Source organism: Catalinimonas alkaloidigena, assembly GCF_900100765.1.
In the GTDB taxonomy this organism is placed as follows: Bacteria; Bacteroidota; Bacteroidia; order Cytophagales; family Flexibacteraceae; genus Mooreia; species Mooreia alkaloidigena.
Window position 1 is genome coordinate 256,596 of sequence record NZ_FNFO01000009.1, and the last position, 20,342, is coordinate 276,937.

Here is a 20,342-nt window from a genome sequence, read left to right on the forward strand (position 1 = left end):
GGCGGTGGTGTTTATGCCCTTACCAGTTCCAGCACCGTGATTTCCGGTGGCATGCCGATCCGCCCGGGGAACCCCAGGTAGCCGTAGCCCCGGTTGACGTACAGCCGCTGTGCGCCTTCCTGGTACATGCCCGCCCATTCCTTGTACACGTATTTGACAGGGCTCCACTGGATCGATCCGATTTCGACGCCGAACTGCATGCCGTGCGTGTGGCCGGCCAGCATCAGGTCAATGTCAGAAAACTGCGGAATCACCTGCGCGCGCCAGTGGCTCGGGTCGTGCGACAGGAGAATCTTCACCGGTTGGTCTTCGGTTCCGTGATGCGCTTTCGGCAGGTTGCCGTATTTCGGGAAGCGGTCGTTGCCGCTGTAGTTCTGGATGCCGATGACGGCAAGCGATTCGCCGTCGACGCGTAACAGCCGGTGTTCGTCGATCAGTAGGTCCCAGCCCATTTCGCGGTGCACGCGCGCCAGATCTTCCAGATTCTGCCGCTTCGCCGCTTCCGACGGCCACCGTACGTAGTCGCCGTAGTCGTGATTGCCGAAGGTAGAGTAGACACCCAGTGGGGCTTTCACCTTCTCAAAAATCGCTTTGTATTCCTTCATCTCCCGGGCTTGGTTGTTCACCAGATCGCCCGTAAAAAAGACCACGTCGGGCTTCTCGCGCAGCAGCAGATCGATCCCTCCTCGCACAGCCGTTTTGTTGAAGAAACTGCCCGAATGGACGTCCGAAATCTGCACGGCCCGCAATCCGTCGAGGGCGCGGGGCAAGTGGGGAAGCACCACGCGCTGGTGGCGAATGCGGTAGTCGTGCGCGCCCGACAGGATGCCATAGCTCATGGCTACGAACGGGACCGCCCCGGCTGCCAGGGCCACTTGCGACACCAGTTCCGAGCGGGGAATGTCGTCAGCTGGCGCGGCACCAGAACGAACCTGCTGCACGACCCATTTGCCCAGGCGAGCCAAGTCGCCGATGAATAAAAACAGCAGGACGAACACTTTCGAGAAGTAATTCACGAACAGCCCGGTCAGCATAAACTGCTGAAACAGCCGCGGGTAGCGGTCGGGCAAGGTCAGGCGATAGAGCCAGAATAGTAGCAGGGTCAAGGCCGTAAGGCCCCAGAACGACCAGGCCACCCCGTGATAGATCAGCGGTGATGCCGCCTGAAAGGCTACGCGTACCGCCTGAAAAACGTAAAAATCGATCAGCAGAAATAATACCGTCGCCAGGGCGGTCCCCACAATCCGGGAAGTCATAAGCGTACAAAGAAAACGACACGGCAGCGGCGCACAGGCGACTGCCCGCATCAGAATGAAGTTAATGATACAACAACGCGGGTGGGTAAATAGGTCGGCGTCAGGAGTGCGTTTTTTCGTACCACGCCACAATAGCATCGCGGAGGGTGCGGTCCGGGTGTTTCTCCTGATAAGCGTGAATAAATTTCTGGTACTCTACATCATTTTCGTTTTCTGCCTGTGGGCTCTGACCCTCCTTCGGCTGCGCATACGACTTCCAGGCCTCCACCAGCCGACCGTACGGCTGCCCTTGGTACTGCCGGGCAAACTCGCGGAAAATCCGCGTAAACCGGAACTGCGGGCCGAGTTCTTTCAGGAAAAATGCCCGACTTCGGTAAGTGTTCTTCATGTTGACCGGCACCAGGTCTTCGGCTTTAGCGGGTTCTTCCTGGTTGCGGTTGCGGCGGCGATAGCCCAGCCGGGGCGTGCGGGTCGGTTCTTTTTCCTGCTTGCCGTACTTCAGGTATTCGATGATTTTCGCGCGAATCTCCTCCCGATTCCCGGAGGCATCGATGTCGTGATCTTTGCAGTACGCCATCATTACCTTTTTCGACCATTCACGAGCTTCGAACTCGGGGAGCGTAATGTTGTGGGGAAGTGGAGTACGAGGGTTTGCCATGGCAAAATAAGTTAGATAGAGATAGGCTACGGCAGGCTTTCGAGGTAAAAAGCCTGCCGTAGTAGTTGCTACACTACTTTGCCCATCGCAGCCTAGCTTACTTGAGCTACCGCACGCCGGGTGCGATGGGCAAGTTTATCAGCAATCAAGTACATCACTGGTACAATCACCAGCGTCAGAAAAGTAGCGAAAGTTAAGCCGAAGATGACGGTCCAGGCCATTGGGCCCCAGAAAATTGCATTGTCGCCGCCGTAATAAATATCTGGGTTAAAGTTAGACAATAATCCGATAAAGTCTATATTAAGCCCGATGGCAAGCGGGATCAACCCCAGTACGGTGGTGATGGCCGTCAGCAGTACGGGGCGCAGGCGGGTTTTCCCTGCATCGACGATGCTGCTGCGCAGATCTTCGTCCGACAGGCGCTCGTCGTCGGGAATGCCCAATTCGGCCCGTCGTCGTTTTCGGATCAGGTCGGTATAATCCAACAGAACGATGGCGTTGTTGACCACCACGCCTGCCAGCGAGATGACCCCAATCCCGGTCATGATGATGATAAAATCCATGTTGAAAATGACCAAGCCGAGGAACACCCCGATGGTGCTGAACAAGACCGAGCACATGATGATGAACGGCGCGGACAGCGAGTTGAATTGCGTCACGATGATCAGGAAGATGGCAAACACGGCAATGGCCATCGCCTGGACCAGAAATGCCATGGATTTGGCTTGCTCTTCCTGTTCGCCCGTAAAGCGGTAGCTGAAGCCTTCCGGGAATTTATAATCGGCCAGGATGTTCTGCATTTTTTTGATGATCTCGGTGGGGTTGTAGCCCGCCGTCACGTTCGAGTAGATGGAGATCACCCGGTCCAGATCCTTCCGTTTTACTGAACCATAGGTCGAGGAAAAGTCCACGTTAGCCACTGAGATGATCGGCACCTGTTTCAGTTTCCCGAATTTGTCACGGAACGTAATGGTTTTGTTGATCAACGCGTCTACATCGTACCGCTGCTCGTCCTTCAACCGAAGTTGAATCGGGTACTCGTCCTCCCCGTCCTTGAACTGCGACACTTCTTTGCCGAACAGCGCGGTGCGTAGTTCCATGGCTACCTGACCTGTCGACAGACCGAAGCGCCGGGCTTTTTCGCGGTCGATGTCGACCAGAAGTTCGGGCTTGCCGGTTTCCAGATCGCTGCGCAGACCTTCTACCCCCGGGATGTTGGCCGCCTCAAGCTGACGTTGAACGTCCTGCGCCAGGGCTACCAGCTTCTCGTAGTCTTCGCCGACAATTTCCAGGTTGATTGGTTTGCCTACCGGCGGGCCGGATGCGTTCTTGTCGACCGTGACCAGCACGCCGGGGTATTGCCCCACGCGGTCACGGATTTTTTCCATCAATTCGATGGTCGACTGACCCCGTCGCTGGTTAAACGCCTCGAACGATACGGTGATGCGCGCCCGGTTGGGGGTAGCGGCAAAACTAGGCCCCTGGGCCGGATCGCTCGTGCCTTGCCCCACCTGTGCGATGATCGACTCGATCATGTAATCATAAGGTTGCATCAGGGCGATGATCTCGTTTTCAAGCTTCTTGGTAAACGCGTTGGTCGTTTCGATGTCAGTGCCGATGGGCTCCTCCACAAACACGTTGATGTATTCCGGCTCGTTGTTGGGGAACAGCAACACTTGCGGTTGCCGGACGCCCAGGAGCATCAGGGAGAGGATGAGCAGCAAGAATGTGCCGCCGAAGAACCACAGCGGATTCCGCCCCCGCAAGGCAAAGTCGAGCAGACGTTCGTAGCGACTTTCCAGCCGTGGCAGGCCTTTTTCCTGGAACCAGTCGGATGCCGGGGTCAGGAAGAAGAAGTTGATCAGCGCAAACAGCGCGAAGATGACCAACAGGTTGGCAACCGTAAACGCCTGGGCGAAGTAGCAGATGATGCCGATGCCGATCATGGTGCCGGCAACGATAAACAGCCGCCGCTGCCGTTTGGGCGTGCGCGCCGATTCTTCGGCCTTCATGTACATACGCGTCAGCACCGGGTTGATGACCAGGGCCACGAATAGCGACGAAGACAGCGTGATGATCAGCGTAATGGGCAGGTACTTCATGAACTCGCCGATAATGCCTGACCAAAAGGCCAGGGGCACAAAGGCCGCCACCGTGGTTGCCGTAGAGGCGATGATGGCCACGGCCACTTCGCCAGCTCCTTCTTTCGCGGCGCGTATCGGGCTGTAGCCCTGTTGCATGAGGCGATAGGTGTTTTCTACTACCACAATTCCGTTGTCGACCAGCATGCCGAGCGCCAGAATCAGCGAGAACAGTACCATCAGGTTGATGGTCACACCGAACAGGTTCAGGAGCATAAAGGCCATGAACATGGACATCGGGATGGCCACCCCGACAAAGAGGGCATTGCGCAGGCCCATGAAGAACAGCAGCACCAGCACCACCAGAATAACGCCGGAGATGATGGAGTTTTCCAGGTTCGAGAGCTGGTCTTTCGTCCGGCGCGACTGATCGTTCGTGATGGTGATTTCCAGGTCGTTCGGAAAGCGGGTGGCCTGCGCCTCCGCTACAATTTCCTTGATCTGGTCGGCGGCGGCAATCAGGTTTTCGCCGCTGCGCTTCACCACGTCGAGCGTAACCACAGGGAGTTTGTTCTGCCGCGCGAAGCTTTCCGGCTCCTCAAACCCGTATTCCACGTCGGCCACGTCGCGCAGGTACACCACGTTGCCGTTCTCGTTTTTGATCACAATGTCGTTCAATTCGTCCGGGTCGGTAAATTCGCCCGTTACGCGGATGGAGCGGCGGTAGCCGTTGCTGAGCAGATCACCACCCGAGATGGTCACGTTTTCGTTCGCTACGGCTCCTTCGATATCGGAGAAATTGACCTGTACGGCCTCCATTTTGTACAGATCGGCATTGATTTTTACCTCACGCTCGCGCGTTCCGCGGAGGTCGGCATACGAAATCTCCGGGAGCTTTTCGATCTCGTCCTGCAGGTATTCGGCAAAATCCTTCAACTCTTCGGTGCTGTAGTTGCCCGAAATGTTGACGAACATGATAGGCACATCCGACAGGTTGACCTCCTGCACGGTCGGGTCGGAAGGCAAGTCGTCGGGCAGCTCGCTCTTGGCCTGATCTACGGCATCTTTTACATCCTGCAATGCTTTGGCTTTCTCCACATCGGGGTTGAATTCAATCAGGATGGTGGAGTAATCCTGCACCGAAGTTGAGGTGATGTCTTTGACGCCCGTAATGCCTTTGAGTTCTTTCTCGATCGGTCGCGTGACGAGGTTCTCGATGTCGACCGGGGAGTTACCCGGGTAGGGCGTCCCGACGTAGACGTTGGGGAGCACCACCTCCGGAAATTGCTCCTTCGGCATGGTCACGTACGACACCATCCCGAAAATCACGATGATGAGCGTCAGCAGAATGACCGACGTCTTGTTGTCGACGGCGAGCGAGGTCAATCCAAACTCCCGTTTAATTTCTTTGTTTTCTTTCATGGGGATATTGAGTCAGGGATCAACAGTCGGGGAGGCGGGCGCATTGAGAACAGGGGAAAACCTGTATGCTCAACGACACCTGCCTCCGAATGAGATACTAGCGCTGTGCTACGTTTGCTACCACCTGCACCCGCATGCTGTCCACCACGTCGCGGAAGCCGTCGGTGATGAGCTGCTCGTTGCCCTGCAAGCCACTTTTGACCTGCGTTTCGTTCTGGTAGTTCAGGCCACGTTCGATGGCCACCCGCTTGGCAAACTGCTTTTCTTTAGGGCCGTTCAACACAAACACAACGTCCTGTCCGCGTTCCTGACGGATGTATTGCGTCGGAATGACGACGGCATCGGGCGCACTGTAGTCTTTGATTTTAACAACGGCCAGCATGTTGGGCTGCAACTGCCGGTTTGTGTTCGAAAGTGAAATTTCGACGGGGAACGTCCGGTTATCGGCTTTGATGACCTGGCTCACGGCGCGGATGCGTCCTGTGTAGGCAGAGTCGCCCAGCGATGGAAACTGGAGCATAACTTCGTCGCCTTGCTTGATCTGGCCCAGATACGCTTCCGGGATGTCGGCCTCGACATAGACCTCGTCCAGCGCGACGATGCGCATCAGCGGAACACCGGGCATGGCGTTTTCGCCTTCACGCAGCATGATTTCATCGACAACGCCGTTGAACGGAGCGCGCACCTGCGCCTTGCCCAGTTGCGACTGCAACGACCGCAGCCGACTTTCGAGCGCGTCGCGGTTGGCTTTGGATTCGAGGTACTGCACTTCCGTGCCGATGTTCTGTTTCCACAGCCGCTCCCGCTTTTCGAATACCGTGCGGGCCAGTTCCAGTTGCGACTTCAGTTCGGCGATGTTCTGGTTCATGACGTCCGCGTCGATCGAGGCGAGGAGCTGGCCTTTCCGGACGCGTTCGCCTTCCCGCACCGGAATTTGCTGCACCATGCCCGCCGTTTCGGCCCCGATGGTGATGTTCTGGTTGGACATCACCGTGCCGCGCACCTCGATGAAATGGGCGAAGTTTTTCCGTTCGACGGGTTGCGTGGCGACCAGCACCGACCGCTCTTCGGCAAAGGTTGGGTCGAGGGCAGCAATCTCCGTGCGGAGTTCGGTAATTTTTCCTTCCAGTTCCGTGACCTGCGACTCGTATTCGCTGAGCTGGGCTTTCTTTTTCTCCAGTTCGTCGCCCGACGAGCAGGCCGCCAGGGTGGCTAGGGTCAGTATCGTAAGAAATGTGTTTTTCATGATCGGTAGAAATGCATCAAAGAGTGAAGGATCGTCGGATTATTCGGTAGAAAGAGATTCGTTCAGCAAGGTGCCGTTGGCTTTGTCCAGATCGACTTTGGCCACCAGCGCATCGTACAGCGCGTTGTAGTAGTTAGTCTGTGCCGCTTTCAGGTCGGCTTCGGCGTTCACCACTTCCAGGTTGGAGCCAAAGCCCTCCTCGAATTTGAGTTGCGTAACGCGCGCCACTTCTTCGGCCAGTTGCAGGTTACGTTGCTCGTTTTCCAGCGTTTCCAGGGCATTGTTCAGTTGCGCGCTCGCCTGCTGACGTTCTAAGTCAATCTGTCTTTTCAACAGGGCAAAGCCGTTCTGTGTTTTGTCGTACGCCACGCGGTTCTGCTGAATCCGGTACTTCTTCTGCAACCCGTCGAAAATGGGCAGCGTCAGGCGCAGTCCGTAGGCGCCTTGCGAGTACCACTGCCGGTTGAAGAGCGCCGCCAGGTCGTCGTCGCCCCCCGTAAAGCCGTAGCGGGCAAACAATGATAACTTGGGCAGATAGCCCGACTGCGTATTCCGGATGTCGAGAAATGCCAGGTCGCGCTGGGTTTCCAGCACCGAATACTCAATGCGTTGTGAGTAGTCGAACGTCTCTTCCATCGGCACCAGCGACACCTTTGCCTCGGCCAGTTGGTCTTTAAGGGTAATTGGCATTTGCAAATCGTATCCCATCTGGAACTTGAGAAGCGCTTCGCTCACTGCCACCAGCCGCTCGGCGTTGGAGCGCTCCGTCGCCAGGTTGTTGCGCTGCACTTCGAGGCGCATCACGTCGATTTCCTCAGCAAAGCCATTTTCGTAAAGTCCCTTGGTCTGAAACAAGGTCGAGTCCAGGCGCGAGATGTTCAGGTCGAGCAGCGTCAGGCGTTCCCGGTTCACCAGTGCGCCGTAATACGCCTTCGACACGTTGACGATGATGTCGCGTCGCGTCTGGCGCAATTGCTTCTGCGACAGTTCCTTATACGTATTGGCGGCCTTTAGCCCAACCAGGTAAGACCCGTCGAACAGCATCTGCGAGGCACTGAGCAGCGCACTGCCCTGGTACCTGATGCCGAAGCGAAGCACCACCGGCTGGTCCGGGTCAGTAGGCGTGCCTCCGCCCCCGAACATGCCGCCGGCCTCGGCCGGTAGAATTACGACCGGAATCAAGAAATTGTCCGTTAGCTCGGCGGTTCCGCTGATCTGGGGCAGCCCTGCCGCCCTGATTTCGCCCACCTGCGCGGCGGCATTGTGGGCGTCTAGTTGCGAGTTTTTCACCACCTCGCTATTCGCCATTGCATACGCAACGGCTTCTTCCAGCGTAAACGCCTGGGGTTCGCTCGGCTGCGCGAAGCCGCTAAAAGAGAGAAGCGAAAGGGCAAGTGCCCAAACGGTAAAGCTATGGTTTCCCATGGGTCCTGATGTTGTATTTTGCTTTATAGGTCTGTAACAGCTCGTATCCGCGGGGGGACACCACGCCGTGTATAAAATGCAGCAGAAACTGCGTTTGCACTTCTACCAAACTGTAGGTGTCGTGGGGGAAGGCCGACGAATCGAACGCCAGCATCGCTTGCTCGATGCGCATGCGCGCCAGAATCGCCGGATGGGCGTCGTCGCGGTACAGGCCGTCGCGCTGACCCCATTGCAGGTTGTGGAGGATCGTCTTTTCGATGCAGGAATCGCGGTGCTCCAGAAAAACATGCCAGGCATCGGGGTGGTATTTCTGCAAGTCGTAGAGGACCACGGGGTTCATGTTGGCGAACATTTTCTGCAGCATGATCGAAATCAGGATGAACTCCTCGATGGCGTCGTGAGCTTCCTGACTAATCCCCTGCAGTACGTCTTCGGTCCGACATTGATGTTCCAGCATGACGCACTGTACCAACTCGTGTTTGTCGCGAAAAAACTGATAAATGGTCTTTTTCGAGACCGACAGGTCTTTCGCCACATCGTCCATCGTCACACTTCGTAAACCGTACCGCAAGTAGAGATCCTCGGCCCCTTTGCGGATGCGTTCGCGCATGGTTTCTGTCTTCTGTTCCATCAACAATGCAAAACTTAGGAAACGAAAAAAAGTTTCAAAGTTTCCGATTCGTAAAGCCGATTATTTTCAGGATGAAAGGCAAAAACAAAGGGCTGAACCGAAAGCAACCGTTTGGCCGCCGCGCACGTGATAGCCAACACCGGGAAGAACCGCCTCCGCATTAAAAGTTACAATCGTGTGATCTAACCTTTTGATTCTCTCGTAGTTAGATTCTCAGCATATTCTTCATACAAACACCTTCATCTATGCACACCTTTTTTACCACCCTTTGTCGCACCTGTTTCCTGATGGGGATTCTCGTGACGGCTCCCACCCTGGCTCAGACGTACAAAGCGTACCTGGGCGGCGCAAACGAAGTCCTGCCGGTCGCCACCATGGGCCACGGCGAAATCACCGCCGAATTAACGGGCACGACCGTAACCGTAACCGGCTCGTTTACCGGATTGAGCAGCAAATTCACCGCTTCGCATCTGCACTTGGCTCTGGCGGGTACGGCCGGCGACGTGGTATTTCCGCTGACGCCCACCATCCCGGTCGACTCGGACTCGCTCAGCGGAACGTTCGAAGCCGCTGACAACACCATTCCGTTGTCGGAAGAGCAGGTGATGGCGATGATGAATCGTCAGATTTACGTCAATCTCCACTCGGTAATGTATCCTAATGGCGAAATCCGTGGGCAAGTGGTTCCGGAAGCCGACGCATACTACCGCGCCAACTTGTTCGGCAGCAACGAGGTGCCGGCCGTCGCGACGCAGGCGAGCGGGAGTGTCTTCATGGAGTTGCATGCGGATACACTGGTGGTGACCGGTTCTTACATGAATCTGTCCAGTCCACGTAATCCGGTCGGTGGCACGGGCGCGCATCTGCATGCCGGTAAAGCGGGCATGAACGGGGGCGTGGTCATTCCGCTGAACCCCACACCGGGTCCGGACGGCACTGCAGGAACCTTCGAAGCGGCCAACAATACGGTGAAACTAACGGCCGACCAGCTGGTCCAATTGCGTAGCCGGGGCTTGTACGCCAACATCCACTCAGAAATGTACGGCTTTGGCGAGATTCGCGGGCAGGTGGTGAGCGGCATGGCCAATGCGGTTTTTGTAGCGCATTTGTCGGGCACTAACGAAAATCCTGCTGTGACGACGACGGCCCACGGCGCGATGGTGCTGGAAGTCATGGACATGATGGTGATGACTTCGGGGTCGTTCATGGGACTGGAAAGTGATTACGCGGCTTCGCACCTCCATACCGGATTGGCCGGCGCGAACGGGCCGGTGGCTTTTCCATTGGCACCCGCTCTGGAGGGTGACCAGCGGGGGGGCACGTTCGGGGGTGACAGCAACCAGGTCGAACTGACCCAGGCGCAATACATGGCCATGTTCGAGCGGATGATCTATGCCAACGTGCATTCGGCCAACCATTCCGGCGGCGAAATCCGCGGTCAGGTCGTCCCTGAGAGTCAGTATTTTGTGGTAGGCCACCTTTCGGGTGCACAACAGGTCCATCCCGTGGCGTCGTTGGGTAGTGGGGCTGTGCTCGGTGAGATTCAGGGAAATCAACTGACCGTCACCGGTTCGTTCATGGACCTGATGAGTGACTTCAATGCCAATGTTGCGGGCGGTGCTCATTTGCACATGGCCTATGCCGGGCAAAACGGACCGGTGGTGTTCCCGCTGGTCACCGACGTGGAGGTAGGGAACCGAAGCGGCATGTTCATGGCCGACTCCAATCAGTTTACGCTGGACAGCGCGCAGCGCGTTGGGCTGTTAAAGCGCCACTTTTACGCTAACATTCATTCGACCGATCATCCGGACGGTGAGCTTCGGGGGCAAATGCTGCCGCAGGCTACCGCGCTCTTCATCGCTACCCTGTCGGGCGCCAGCCAGACGCCCCCGGTGAAGTCCATGGGCAGCGGGACGCTGATCGGCGAACTGCACGGCACGACGCTGATGGTGAGCGGTGCGTTTATGGATCTCAGCAGCGGCTACGTGCCGAACGTAGCGGCGGGGTCGGGTGCCCACCTGCATTTGGGGCTGGACGGCATGGCCGGAGGTGTGGTAGTGCCACTGAATGTGATGGCGGCCGCGGGCGATACGGCCGGGGTAGTGATGGCCGATTCGAACAGCGTAGCGCTCACGGCGGGGCAACTCGATACGCTGCGGATGCGCATGCATTATGCCAACGTGCATACGGAAGCGTACCCCAGCGGTGAAATTCGGGGGCAGATGCTGCCGCTTGCGACGAGCTATCTGACCGCTACGCTGCAAGGCATGAACGAAAATCCGCCCGTGATGACCGACGCGATGGGTTCGCTGAAGCTGGAGATAAATGGAGAAATACTTACCGTTACCGGCTCGTTCAAGAACCTGGATAGCACCTATGTAAACTCGCACCTGCATGTGGGGGCGGCCGGTCGGAACGGAGGCGTAAAAATTCCGCTTGTGGCCACAGTAAATCCCGATTCGTTAGGCGGTATGTACCTGGCTGCTGACAACCGGTCGGTCATCAGCATGGGCGTCGCCGATTCGCTCGTGCGGGGACTGTTGTACGCGAATGTGCATTCCAAAGCGCATAGCGGTGGCGAAATCAGAGGGCAGGTCTTGAAAGAAAGTAATTTCTTCCCGATGGCCACTTCGATCACCAGTCCTGCCGACGAAGCCGAGATTACCATCGAAGGGCCAGACAATCAGGAATTTAGCGCTATGTGGGACGCCGCGGCTGACCCCGACGGAAACCGGGTGGTGTATTACTGGCAGCTAGCCGCCGATTCTGGGTTTGCGCTGATGGTCGTGAATGCCCTGGTAGATACCAACACGGCTTTTGTCACCGACTACGGCACGGTCGATTCGCTGTTGGCTCTGGCGGGCGTCGGGGTCGATCAGCAGGTGACACTCTACCATCGCGTGGTAAGTTCGGACGGAAGTTTAATGAACATGGCCATGGACGTGCCTTCGGTGATGCTAACGCGCGGAGTGGTGGTGACCGATGCCGACGAGCTGTTAAGTCAGTTCCTGTACGGAGTTTACCCTTCGCCTACGGCCGGTCGCGCGACCCTTCTGGTAGAAGCAGAACGTGCTTCGCAGGGACAGATCGTCGTGACGGATCTGATGGGGCGCATGGTCAGCCAGCGCGACATTCGGTTGCGCTCTGGCCGCAATGAGTTCCCGGTTGAGCTGGCTCGCCAATCGCCGGGCATCTATTTTGTGACCCTCGCCATCGAAGGGCAACCCCTGCCGGTGCGAAAGGTCGTGAAGCAATAAAAAATTAACGTTGATGTGTAGGGGCGATGCCGTCAGGCGTCGCCCTTTTTTATGGTACTGATCCTTAAAGAGATCGGGAAAATTACCCGTTTTTCTTGCGCCTCTGGCCAGACTGTGCGGATACGCGCCAGGGCCTTGGGCAAAGGGTCGGTGCCTTCTTGGTTCTGGTAGCGGCGTAAGGCCGACCAACTGGAAAGATAGCCCGCTAAGTGGGCATACGTCCAGGAAACTTCCAAGTTGAAGGAGCGCTCTTCCACATCGGCAAAAGGAAACGGCAGGGTCGCGTAGCCGGCCTCTACATGGCGGCGTTCGGGGTCCCAATAGGGTCCTAACGCTTCGTGGTAGAGATACCGGACGCCCGCATCGATGCCGGGGGCAATGGTCAGCAGACCATACGTCCAGACGGCGAGCTGCGCACCAGGACGTGCGACGCGACGTGCCTCTGCATAAAACGGATCGAGCGCAAACCAATGTAAGGCTTGTCCTACCGTAATCAGATCGAAATACTGGTCTGGAAAAGGCGTCTGCTCCGCCGGACTGACCTGGTAACGCACGTTGGGCAGGGTAGGGGCCTGAGCCAGCTGCTGTGCACTGAGGTCGGTGGCTTCGACCTGGTCGAAAAAGGCAGCGAGGCGTTGTGCTACCTGACCGCTGCCGGTGGCGCAATCCCAGGCACGTTGCCGTGCCCGAACGCGGCTCATCAAAAACGAGTACAATTCGTCCGGGTAGGTAGGGCGAAATTGCGCGTAAGCGGCGGCCTGTTGCGAAAAAAGGTCTTTCGACATCCCAAGGGGTTTTCGGTAAGGTAGCCACTTCGCGCTTCATGCGCCAGCACCCAGCTTTTCGTTGGGCACTTAGGTATAGACTTTCTGTTTGGTGACGACCTTGCGAATCGCTTCGTACAAATGCGTAGGTTGAAAAGGCTTGCCAATAAAGTCGTTCATGCCTACCTGCCGAATGCTCTCCTCAACTTCCGGCGAAATGGTAGCGGTTAGCGCAATAATGGGCAGCTTTTCTGCAGGAATGCGCTGGCGGATTTGTCGAGTGGCTTCGTAGCCATCCACTTCCGGCATACTCAGGTCCATCAGAATCACGTCGTATTCGTGTTGCTCCAACATTTCCAGTACCTGCCGTCCGTCGCAGGCAAAGTCGGCGCGGGCAGCCTGCCACTGTTTCAGAAATCGCTTGACAACAAGCTGGTTGATCACGTTATCTTCCGCTACGAGTACTCTGATGTCCTCCAGTGAATGGGACGAGGTCTGTACTGGCGTTGCGGGTTGCACCACTGCCGGATCGGCCTTTTTCAAAGTAAGCAGGCAATGGACAGAGGTTCCTTGTCCCGGCTGATGTTCCCGATGGAGGGTGCCCTCGTGCAAACGCACCAGCTTTTGGGCGATCGAAAGCTCAAATCCGTTGTTGAAGCTGGCGTACGATGCTCCGGTGAGTTCTTGCGTTGAGCCACCCAAAAGGTTGAACTGGCCGCTGGTGTTCCCGATGCTGGTGTCGTGTACCGTCAGTTCCAGCCGAATGTTGGTAGCGTGCGCCTGCAGACAGCGTAGCGATACGGTGATTTTGCCGCAGTCGGTGCTGTTGAGGGCGTGCGAAAGCAGGTGGTTCAGCAGTTGGGTCAGCCGGTTGCGGTCGCCCTTCAGCGGGATGTCCAGCGCTTCGTCAAACTCCAGTTGCAGGGTATTGCCTTTGGCGCGCACCAGCGGTTGAAACGCACTGAAAACGTGGTTGGTAATTTCTTTCAGAAGCAGCGGTTTTTCTTCCAGCTGAATGGGGTCCGCTTCGATCTGCTGGTAGTCCTGAATGCCGTTGAGGTTATGCAACAGGGTTTCGGCCGAGAATAAGATCAGGCGAAGCATTTTGGCTTGCTCCGGGCGGGGCAGGTCTTCCAGTAGTAAGTTGGACAGCCCCATAATGCTGTTAAGCGGCGTACGAATTTCGTGCGAAAGGCTGGAAATGAAGGCTTTCCGCGACAGTTGATGCAACTGCGTCATGATGGGATTTTCCTTCCCTTCCAGCGACAAATCCAGGTGCAGGCCCACCACGCGTTGGGGTTTGCCCGCTTCGTCCCACTCCACAATCTGCCCATGGCAGTAGACCCAGTGCATGGTGCCGCTGCGGTGGAAGCAACGGATCATGGCGCTGAACGGCGCTTGCCCGCCGGACGCGGCGTGGCGCTCGAACGCCTCTTCTACCTTGCGGACGTCGTCAGGGTGAATAATTTTCTTCCAGCTCGACGGGTGGTTCGGCATGGTTTGCTCGTCGTAGCCGAACATGGCCTTGAAGCGCGGACTCAGAAACTCATAGTCGCTCCCGATGCGCCAGTCCCAGTAACCGGCTTTGGCACCGTCGAGCAGTTGGTGGAAGAGCGTTTCTTGTTCGTATAACTTTAGCCGCAGCAACTCAACTTCTTGCTGGGCGTGGCGTTCTTTTTCGAGAAGGCACTGCTGGTCACGGACCAGTTGTACTAGTTCGTCTCGCGATAAAGTGGAGACGTCTTTTGTAATTTGGGTAGGCTTCATCCTCTAAGAATCTTTCAGTTTTGTGAAACCCAACCTGTTCATTCCAATAAATTCGATAAAAATAATAGAATGGGCAGGTAAAGAGCGCTAAAGGTAGAGAGCCCAACTTGCTATTACCGGTTAACTTTGCTGGTTACCTTACTTGAATTCTCTACTTCTGTAATTTAGTGTATTTGAGACGAATAAGCTATATATTAAGTTATAAGTTGATTTTTTTGGGTTTTGTTTCCAAGCCTTTGCGGAACAATTGGGGAAAGAATCTTCAGAAACTGAGACTTCCCCTGTATCAGCCCGACACAGGGCGCGCGGCACAATGCTGAGTTTCCGCTCTATAATGCGTTTTCCTTCCGTGAAACGAGCCGATTTGTCTTTATTGTACCTTTATGTCGGGGTTTGTGTCTCGCTCGGGTTACGTCTCTTCGTAGAATCCAGCCATTTTTTAAGTCCCGACTCAGAATATTACCTGAGTTGCAGTCAGAATGTGCTTGACGGAAAGGGTTTTGTCTTAGACAATCCGCAAACCGGGCAGCAAATTCCCTTTACCGTATGGCCCGTCGGATACCCGGCCCTCATCGCTTTGGTGGCGTGGCTGACCGGCCTGCCGGTGCTGTGGAGTTCCAAGCTTATCAATCTGTTGTTACTGGCCGTAGCGTTCGGCTGGCTGCGACAGCTGGCTCCCGCGCGCGCCTGGTGGCTGGCGCTGGCCTTCACGAGTGCGACGCTGTTGGAAGTATTTTCGTTCACGTGGTCGGAAGCGCCTTTTCTGATCGTTCTGCTGGTGTTTGGTGGCGCGCTGCACCGTTACTGTGCCGGGCCAGGCGGATGGCCACGGGCACTAGGACTCTTGGGGTTGGGAAGCGCACTCTTCCTGTTGCGCTACATAGGTGCGTTTGCGTTTTTGTGTACGGCCGGTGCCGCATTGCTGGTGTGGACACGACCCGCCCAATTCCGCTATCGGGCATTGCCGCTGCTGGTCGTGAGTTTGGTGGGGATGATCGTGGTAGTGGGCTATCTGAGCATTTTATACATGCAAACGGGCTTTTGGACCGGAGGAGCCCGTTTCGTACCCGCACAGGAAAGCCTGGGAACGTTCGGTACGATGTTGTTCAAGGCACTGGTCGGCGAATGGGTCATCCCCTATGCTTATTACCCTGCCATGCTGGCCAAACCGTCTTTTTGGAGGGTGGCGTTTGTTCAGGTGGGGTTGTTCGGATGGGGCTTTTATCGGGTGCGTCGGCTAGCCTCCAGGACACGCATCACGCTGCCTGCCTTCGCGTGGGTGTTGGTGGGGATCAGCGTGCTCTACCTCGTCGCACTGGTGGGGTTGCGCTGGCTCTCGCCCTTTGATGCGTTTGGGCCGCGGCTTTTGGCGCCCGCCACGCTTCTGCTGTTGGTCGCGGGCCTCTACACCATCGCCTGTCACGAGCCGCTTTACCGAAATTTGCGGCTGCCCCTCGTGCTGTTGTTTCTCCTGTCGCTATTCCTGAACACCCCGAAGAGCTGGGTACTTCAGTGGTGGCAAACTCTGTTGTCCTGATGCTGCCACGGGTTTCTGCGTATTTTCCGTCCATGAAACGAGCCGATGGCTACCTTTTGCTGGTGTACGTGCTAGTTTGTAGCGCGCTCTACCTGCGCATTCGGGTGGAACCGACCGGCTTCATCAGTCCCGACTCAGAATATTATTTGGAGTGCGCGCAGAATTTGCTCGACGGCCGGGGCTTTCTGCGCACCGATGCGTACCCAATTCCCACGCCGCGTGACGAAACCCGGCAGGTATTTTTTGCGGCCTGGCCGGTCGGTTACCCGCTGATGATTGCGGGACTAGGGTGGTTAACAGGGCTTTCTCTATTCTGGGCGTCGAAGCTGCTGAGTGCCGGGTGTATCGGCGGGATGCTGCTGCTGTTCCGGCACATCGACAGGGAACATGCCTGGGTGCTGGGGCTGGTGTTCGGGACCCATACCTTGCTCGATGTCTATTCGTTTACGTGGTCGGAAGTGCCGTTCAACTTCGGAATACTGGCGTTTTGCCTGCTGCTTTACCGCTTTGTGTACGGGCCGGGGCGCGCGGCTGATCTTGGTCTGTTGGGCCTGTGCAGCGTGTTCCTGTTTCTGTGTCGCTACATTGGGGTGGTGGGTGTGCTGGTGATGGGCGCGGTGGGCGTGTATTCTGTCTGGAGTACGCAAAAAGCCAAGGGCCGACAGTTACTGATAGTCAGTGTGGCGAGCGGGTTGCTGATTGCGCTCTACTTGTACATGAACTACCGCCTCTCCGGTTACCCGACGGGGATCGCCCGCAACCAGTACGGCGTGGAGTCGTGGGGAGCCTACGTGTACATGGTCGGGCGCGGGCTGTTGAGCGAAGCGGTACTCGCCGATGTGGCGCTGAGTTGGCGGCCGTTGTCCGGAAGGTTTATTGTGCTAGGAATTTTCCAGCTCGTGCTGCTCCTCGTGTTTTACCTGCGCGAAGGACGTCGGGTATACTGGGTAACACACGGAACCTACGATGCGCTGGCACGCGTGTGTCTGGGTACAGGCGCGGCGTACCTGGTGCTGTTGCTGGTGTTGCGCCGCATTTCATTGTTCGAAGCGTTGTACGGACGTCATTTTTCGCCTTTTCTCCTGCTGTGGCTGGTGGCGGGACTTTTGTACCTGATCGCTCCCGAACGCCGCCTTCTTTACCGGCGCGCCCTTCCGTACGAGCTGTTGCTGTTCGGACTTTCCTACGTGCTCAACACCCCGAAAACCATCGTGCTCGACTGGATTCGGCACCTGTTTGGTTAAATGCCGAGCAGTTGCGGAAACAGCGCCACCAGAAACAGAAAAACCAACTGGATGATGACGAAAGGCACAATACCCCGGTAGAGGTGCCCCGTAGTGACCTCGGGGGGGGCGACGCCTTTCAGATAAAACAGGGAGAAGCCGAAGGGCGGTGACAGAAACGACGTTTGCAGGTTGAGCGCCAGCAGAATCCCGATCCAGACCAGATCCATTTCCATCCGTGCGAAAATCGGGGCGACGACCGGCACTACGATGAAAATGATCTCGATGAAATCGATGAAAAAGCCTGCGACGAAGACGGCGATCATCACCAGCAACAAAAATGCGTAGGGCGATAAATTGGCATTTTCAATAAGTTCGGTCAGGTAACGGTCGCCGCCCAGAAACCGGAACACGAACGTGAACGCCGCCGCCCCGGCCAGGATGATGAAGACCATGCAAGTCAGGTGCGTGGTTTCGCGTGTTACTTCCTTCAGAATGGACCAGCGGAAGCGCCCCTGGACAAGGGTGAGGAGCGTAGCGCCCAACGCACCGACGCCGGCCGCTTCGGTCGGAGAAGCCACTCCCGCGAAGATGGACCCCAGCACCGCGGCAATCAGCAGAAACGGCAATAAAAATGCCTTCACAATTTGTTGGATCATATTTCCCTGACGAAATGCGGCAATATCTTCCGGCGGCATGGGCGGCGCGGCGTGGGGACGCAACTGGGCGACCACGATGATGTAGAGCACGTACACGCCCACCAGCAGAAGGCCGGGCAGCAGCGCCGCCGAAAACAGGTCGCCCACCGAAACGCCGAGCACGTCGCCCAGAAGCACCAGCACCACCGAAGGCGGAATGATCTGTCCCAGGGTGCCTGCCGAGGCAATAGTACCGGTCGCCAGCTCGGGACTGTAGCCGCGTTTCAGCATCACCGGCAGGGAAATCAGTCCCATCGTAATGACCGTCGCGCCCACAATGCCCGTCGAGGCGGCCAGCATGGCCCCCACCAGCACGACCGAGAGGGCCAGCCCACCCCGAAAACGGCCGAACAACAGCGCCATTGTTTCCAGCAGGTTTTCGGCCAGCCCCGATTTTTCGAGCATAATGCCCATGTAAATAAAGAGCGGGACGGCCAGCAGCACGTAGTTGGTCATGGTGCCGTACAGCCGCAACGCCAACAGGTAAAACGCGTCGGGTTCCAGAAAAATCAGTCCGAAGAGGACCGACAGGCCGCCCAGCGTAAACGCTACCGGAAAGCCCGCCAGAATCAGAATGAAAATGAGCGCAAAGAGAAGGAGGGGCGCCAGTTCGATCATGGCTGCGAAGGAGATTCAGGGTGGGAACGATCCAGCAGGATCAGGAACGATTTGATGAGTTCGGCGCAGGCTTGTAGCAACAGCAGCAGGAAGCCCAGCGGAATGGCGCTTTTGATCAGATACCGGGCAGGTAGCCCTCCGGGGTCGGGCGAACGCTCTCCGATTTTCAGGGAATTGCTGGTGAATTCCCAGCCGGAGCGGATCACGATCCAACAGAAGGGAATGAGAAACAGCAGAATGCCCAGCACGTTGATCAGCGCTTTGCGTTTTGCCGAGAAGTTGGCATAAAACACATCGACGCGCACGTGGCGGTCGTGCTTGAAGGCATAGGCCGCACCCAATAAGAACACTACCGCGAACAGGTGCCACTCGATTTCCATGATGGCGACCTGGCTGCGGTTGAACACGTAACGCATCAACACGTCGTAACAAATCACCAGCACCAGCAGCGTGTTGCCCCAGGAGACGGCACGACCCACCCACTCGTTCAGAGCGTCGATGGCGCGGACCAGGCGCAGCCAGTACGAGGTCGACTGGCTCATCGGGTCTCCAGTTTTTCGTAGTACATCTTCTCGGAAACCCCGGACCAGACGGCCATCTGCCGCTGAAATTTCTGGTATGAGGCATACACCTCCCGGCTGGTGGGATCGCTCGCGGTAAGTTCGTCGAGCACCTCTTGGGTGTACCGCCGGAAAGCATCGAGCACTTCTTGCGGAAACGCGCGCAACTGCACGCCCTCTTCTTCAATCATGCGCTGTAGGGTCTCCGCGTTTTTGGCGTCGAACTCGGTCGTGGCCCAGACGTGGAACCAGCGCGTGCCCGCACGGATGATCTCCTGCAAGTCGTCGGGCAGACTTTCGAATTTCGATTTGTTGGCGAACAGTTCGAAGATGGAACCGGGCTCGTGCCAGCCGGGATAGTAGTAGTACTTCGCGACTTTCTGGAAGCCCATGCGGTGGTCGTGATACGGCCCGATCCACTCGGAAGCGTCGATCACGCCCCGCTCCAGGTTGGTGAAGATTTCGCCGGCTGCCGACAGTACTGCCGAGCCTCCGGCTTTGGCCAGCACCTTGGCTCCCAGGCCGGGAATGCGCATTTTGAGGCCCTGCACGTCGGCCAGCGAGTTGATTTCTTTGTTGAACCAGCCGCCCATCTGCATCCCCGAGTTGCCGCTCATGAACGGAATCAGGTTGAACGGCTCGTACACCTTGCGCCACAGTTCCAGTCCGCCGCCCCGTTGCAGCCAGGCGGTCATCTGCGACCCGTTCATCCCAAAGGGAACGGTGGTGAAAAACGACGCCGACGGAATTTTTCCGGCCCAGTAATACGACGCCCCGTGGCCCATTTCTGCCGCCCCGTAGCTCACGGCATCGAAGGCTTCCAGCGCCGGGGCCAGCTCGCCGCCGCCGTACACCTGAATGCGCATGCGCCCGGCCGACATTTTCTCCACCCAGTCGGCAAACAGTTGGCAACCCTCCCCCAGAATGGGAAAGTTGGGCGGCCAGGTCGTCACCATTTTCCAGCGGTAGATTGTGTTGTCGGTTCGGCTTTGTTGTGCGGGTGAGGTGGATTCGGAGGAGCAGGCCGTGGCCGCCGTCGCCGCTACGGCCGTTCCCAGGGCAGCCGCCGTCCCTTTTCGGAGGAAAGTACGGCGTGGCAATAAATTCATAGGCAAAGTAGGTCGCAAAAGGTGCGTTTCAATCAGCAATCCGGCAAAAAAGCGAAGAATAGTTGGTTCTTCCAACCGCTTTCGCACTAT

14 protein-coding genes are annotated in these 20,342 nt (G+C 57.0%); 3 read left to right on the forward strand and 11 right to left on the reverse strand.

Annotated elements, in window-relative coordinates; translation table 11 throughout:
• Nucleotides 1–11: 11 nt before the first annotated feature.
• From BLR44_RS20935 to BLR44_RS20960, 6 genes are all read right to left on the reverse strand, one after another.
• Entirely contained in the window at nucleotides 12–1,256 is a 1,245-nt protein-coding gene (locus BLR44_RS20935) for a metallophosphoesterase (protein ID WP_089685761.1), read from the reverse strand.
• Between the two features lie 100 nt (nucleotides 1,257–1,356).
• A complete protein-coding gene (locus tag BLR44_RS20940) occupies nucleotides 1,357–1,914 on the reverse strand; it encodes a DUF6434 domain-containing protein (protein WP_143017404.1) in 558 nt (185 codons plus the stop codon).
• 92 nt (nucleotides 1,915–2,006) lie between these two features.
• Complete coding sequence (locus BLR44_RS20945; protein WP_089685765.1) at nucleotides 2,007–5,417, reverse strand: efflux RND transporter permease subunit; 3,411 nt, start codon at nucleotides 5,415–5,417, stop codon at nucleotides 2,007–2,009.
• 97 nt (nucleotides 5,418–5,514) lie between these two features.
• On the reverse strand, nucleotides 5,515–6,663 hold the full coding sequence (locus BLR44_RS20950; RefSeq protein ID WP_089685768.1) for an efflux RND transporter periplasmic adaptor subunit: 1,149 nt from the start codon (nucleotides 6,661–6,663) through the stop codon (nucleotides 5,515–5,517).
• Between the two features lie 39 nt (nucleotides 6,664–6,702).
• Nucleotides 6,703–8,088 carry a TolC family protein gene (locus BLR44_RS20955; protein ID WP_089685769.1) on the reverse strand — a complete coding sequence of 462 codons (1,386 nt, stop codon included), beginning with the start codon at nucleotides 8,086–8,088 and terminating at the stop codon, nucleotides 6,703–6,705.
• The gene (locus BLR44_RS20960) at nucleotides 8,075–8,719 is read right to left on the reverse strand and encodes a TetR/AcrR family transcriptional regulator (protein WP_143017405.1); all 645 of its coding nucleotides are present in this window, start codon (nucleotides 8,717–8,719) and stop codon (nucleotides 8,075–8,077) included. The genes BLR44_RS20955 and BLR44_RS20960 overlap by 14 nt, the downstream gene beginning before the upstream one ends.
• A 245-nt stretch (nucleotides 8,720–8,964) precedes the next feature.
• On the opposite strand from BLR44_RS20960, the gene BLR44_RS20965 reads away from it, so the two are divergent.
• The gene (locus BLR44_RS20965) at nucleotides 8,965–11,976 is read left to right on the forward strand and encodes a CHRD domain-containing protein (RefSeq protein ID WP_089685774.1); all 3,012 of its coding nucleotides are present in this window, start codon (nucleotides 8,965–8,967) and stop codon (nucleotides 11,974–11,976) included.
• Between the two features lie 32 nt (nucleotides 11,977–12,008).
• On the opposite strand, the gene BLR44_RS20970 is transcribed toward BLR44_RS20965, so the two are convergent.
• Together BLR44_RS20970 and BLR44_RS20975 are read right to left on the reverse strand one after the other, a co-directional pair.
• A complete protein-coding gene (locus tag BLR44_RS20970) occupies nucleotides 12,009–12,761 on the reverse strand; it encodes a class I SAM-dependent methyltransferase (RefSeq protein ID WP_089685776.1) in 753 nt (250 codons plus the stop codon).
• 69 nt (nucleotides 12,762–12,830) lie between these two features.
• On the reverse strand, nucleotides 12,831–14,507 hold the full coding sequence (locus tag BLR44_RS20975; protein ID WP_089685778.1) for a PAS domain-containing hybrid sensor histidine kinase/response regulator: 1,677 nt from the start codon (nucleotides 14,505–14,507) through the stop codon (nucleotides 12,831–12,833).
• Nucleotides 14,508–14,871: 364 nt separating this feature from the next.
• Here BLR44_RS20975 and BLR44_RS20980 point away from each other — a divergent pair, with 364 nt between their 5' ends.
• Together BLR44_RS20980 and BLR44_RS20985 are read left to right on the forward strand one after the other, a co-directional pair.
• Complete coding sequence (locus BLR44_RS20980) at nucleotides 14,872–16,044, forward strand: hypothetical protein (protein ID WP_218127136.1); 1,173 nt, start codon at nucleotides 14,872–14,874, stop codon at nucleotides 16,042–16,044.
• A gap of 32 nt (nucleotides 16,045–16,076) precedes the next feature.
• Nucleotides 16,077–17,288, forward strand: coding sequence for a hypothetical protein (locus tag BLR44_RS20985; RefSeq protein ID WP_143017407.1), 1,212 nt, complete (start codon nucleotides 16,077–16,079; stop codon nucleotides 17,286–17,288).
• Here the strand turns inward: BLR44_RS20985 and BLR44_RS20990 are convergent.
• Genes BLR44_RS20990 through BLR44_RS21000 form a run of 3 tightly spaced genes read right to left on the reverse strand, consistent with a single transcriptional unit; the run spans nucleotide 17,285 to nucleotide 20,252 of the window.
• Complete coding sequence (locus BLR44_RS20990; RefSeq protein ID WP_089685783.1) at nucleotides 17,285–18,583, reverse strand: TRAP transporter large permease; 1,299 nt, start codon at nucleotides 18,581–18,583, stop codon at nucleotides 17,285–17,287. The genes BLR44_RS20985 and BLR44_RS20990 overlap by 4 nt on opposite strands.
• Complete coding sequence (locus tag BLR44_RS20995) at nucleotides 18,580–19,125, reverse strand: TRAP transporter small permease subunit (protein ID WP_089685785.1); 546 nt, start codon at nucleotides 19,123–19,125, stop codon at nucleotides 18,580–18,582. The genes BLR44_RS20990 and BLR44_RS20995 overlap by 4 nt, the downstream gene beginning before the upstream one ends.
• Nucleotides 19,122–20,252: a TRAP transporter substrate-binding protein gene (locus BLR44_RS21000; protein WP_089685787.1), complete on the reverse strand. Its 1,131-nt coding sequence runs from the start codon at nucleotides 20,250–20,252 to the stop codon at nucleotides 19,122–19,124. Before BLR44_RS21000 ends, BLR44_RS20995 begins: the two co-directional genes overlap by 4 nt.
• Nucleotides 20,253–20,342: the final 90 nt, after the last annotated feature.

Bases quoted from the DNA above. Each gene is read 5' to 3' on its own strand.
- BLR44_RS20960 (WP_143017405.1), bottom strand. From the start codon at position 8,719: ATGGAACAGAAGACAGAAACCATGCGCGAACGCATCCGCAAAGGGGCC.
- BLR44_RS20935 (WP_089685761.1), bottom strand. From the start codon at position 1,256: ATGACTTCCCGGATTGTGGGGACCGCCCTGGCGACGGTATTATTTCTG.
- BLR44_RS20945 (WP_089685765.1), bottom strand. From the start codon at position 5,417: ATGAAAGAAAACAAAGAAATTAAACGGGAGTTTGGATTGACCTCGCTC.
- BLR44_RS21000 (WP_089685787.1), bottom strand. From the start codon at position 20,252: ATGAATTTATTGCCACGCCGTACTTTCCTCCGAAAAGGGACGGCGGCT.
- BLR44_RS20940 (WP_143017404.1), bottom strand. From the start codon at position 1,914: ATGGCAAACCCTCGTACTCCACTTCCCCACAACATTACGCTCCCCGAG.
- BLR44_RS20985 (WP_143017407.1), top strand. From the start codon at position 16,077: ATGAAACGAGCCGATGGCTACCTTTTGCTGGTGTACGTGCTAGTTTGT.
- BLR44_RS20975 (WP_089685778.1), bottom strand. From the start codon at position 14,507: ATGAAGCCTACCCAAATTACAAAAGACGTCTCCACTTTATCGCGAGAC.
- BLR44_RS20990 (WP_089685783.1), bottom strand. From the start codon at position 18,583: ATGATCGAACTGGCGCCCCTCCTTCTCTTTGCGCTCATTTTCATTCTG.
- BLR44_RS20955 (WP_089685769.1), bottom strand. From the start codon at position 8,088: ATGGGAAACCATAGCTTTACCGTTTGGGCACTTGCCCTTTCGCTTCTC.
- BLR44_RS20995 (WP_089685785.1), bottom strand. From the start codon at position 19,125: ATGAGCCAGTCGACCTCGTACTGGCTGCGCCTGGTCCGCGCCATCGAC.
- BLR44_RS20970 (WP_089685776.1), bottom strand. From the start codon at position 12,761: ATGTCGAAAGACCTTTTTTCGCAACAGGCCGCCGCTTACGCGCAATTT.
- BLR44_RS20950 (WP_089685768.1), bottom strand. From the start codon at position 6,663: ATGAAAAACACATTTCTTACGATACTGACCCTAGCCACCCTGGCGGCC.
- BLR44_RS20965 (WP_089685774.1), top strand. From the start codon at position 8,965: ATGCACACCTTTTTTACCACCCTTTGTCGCACCTGTTTCCTGATGGGG.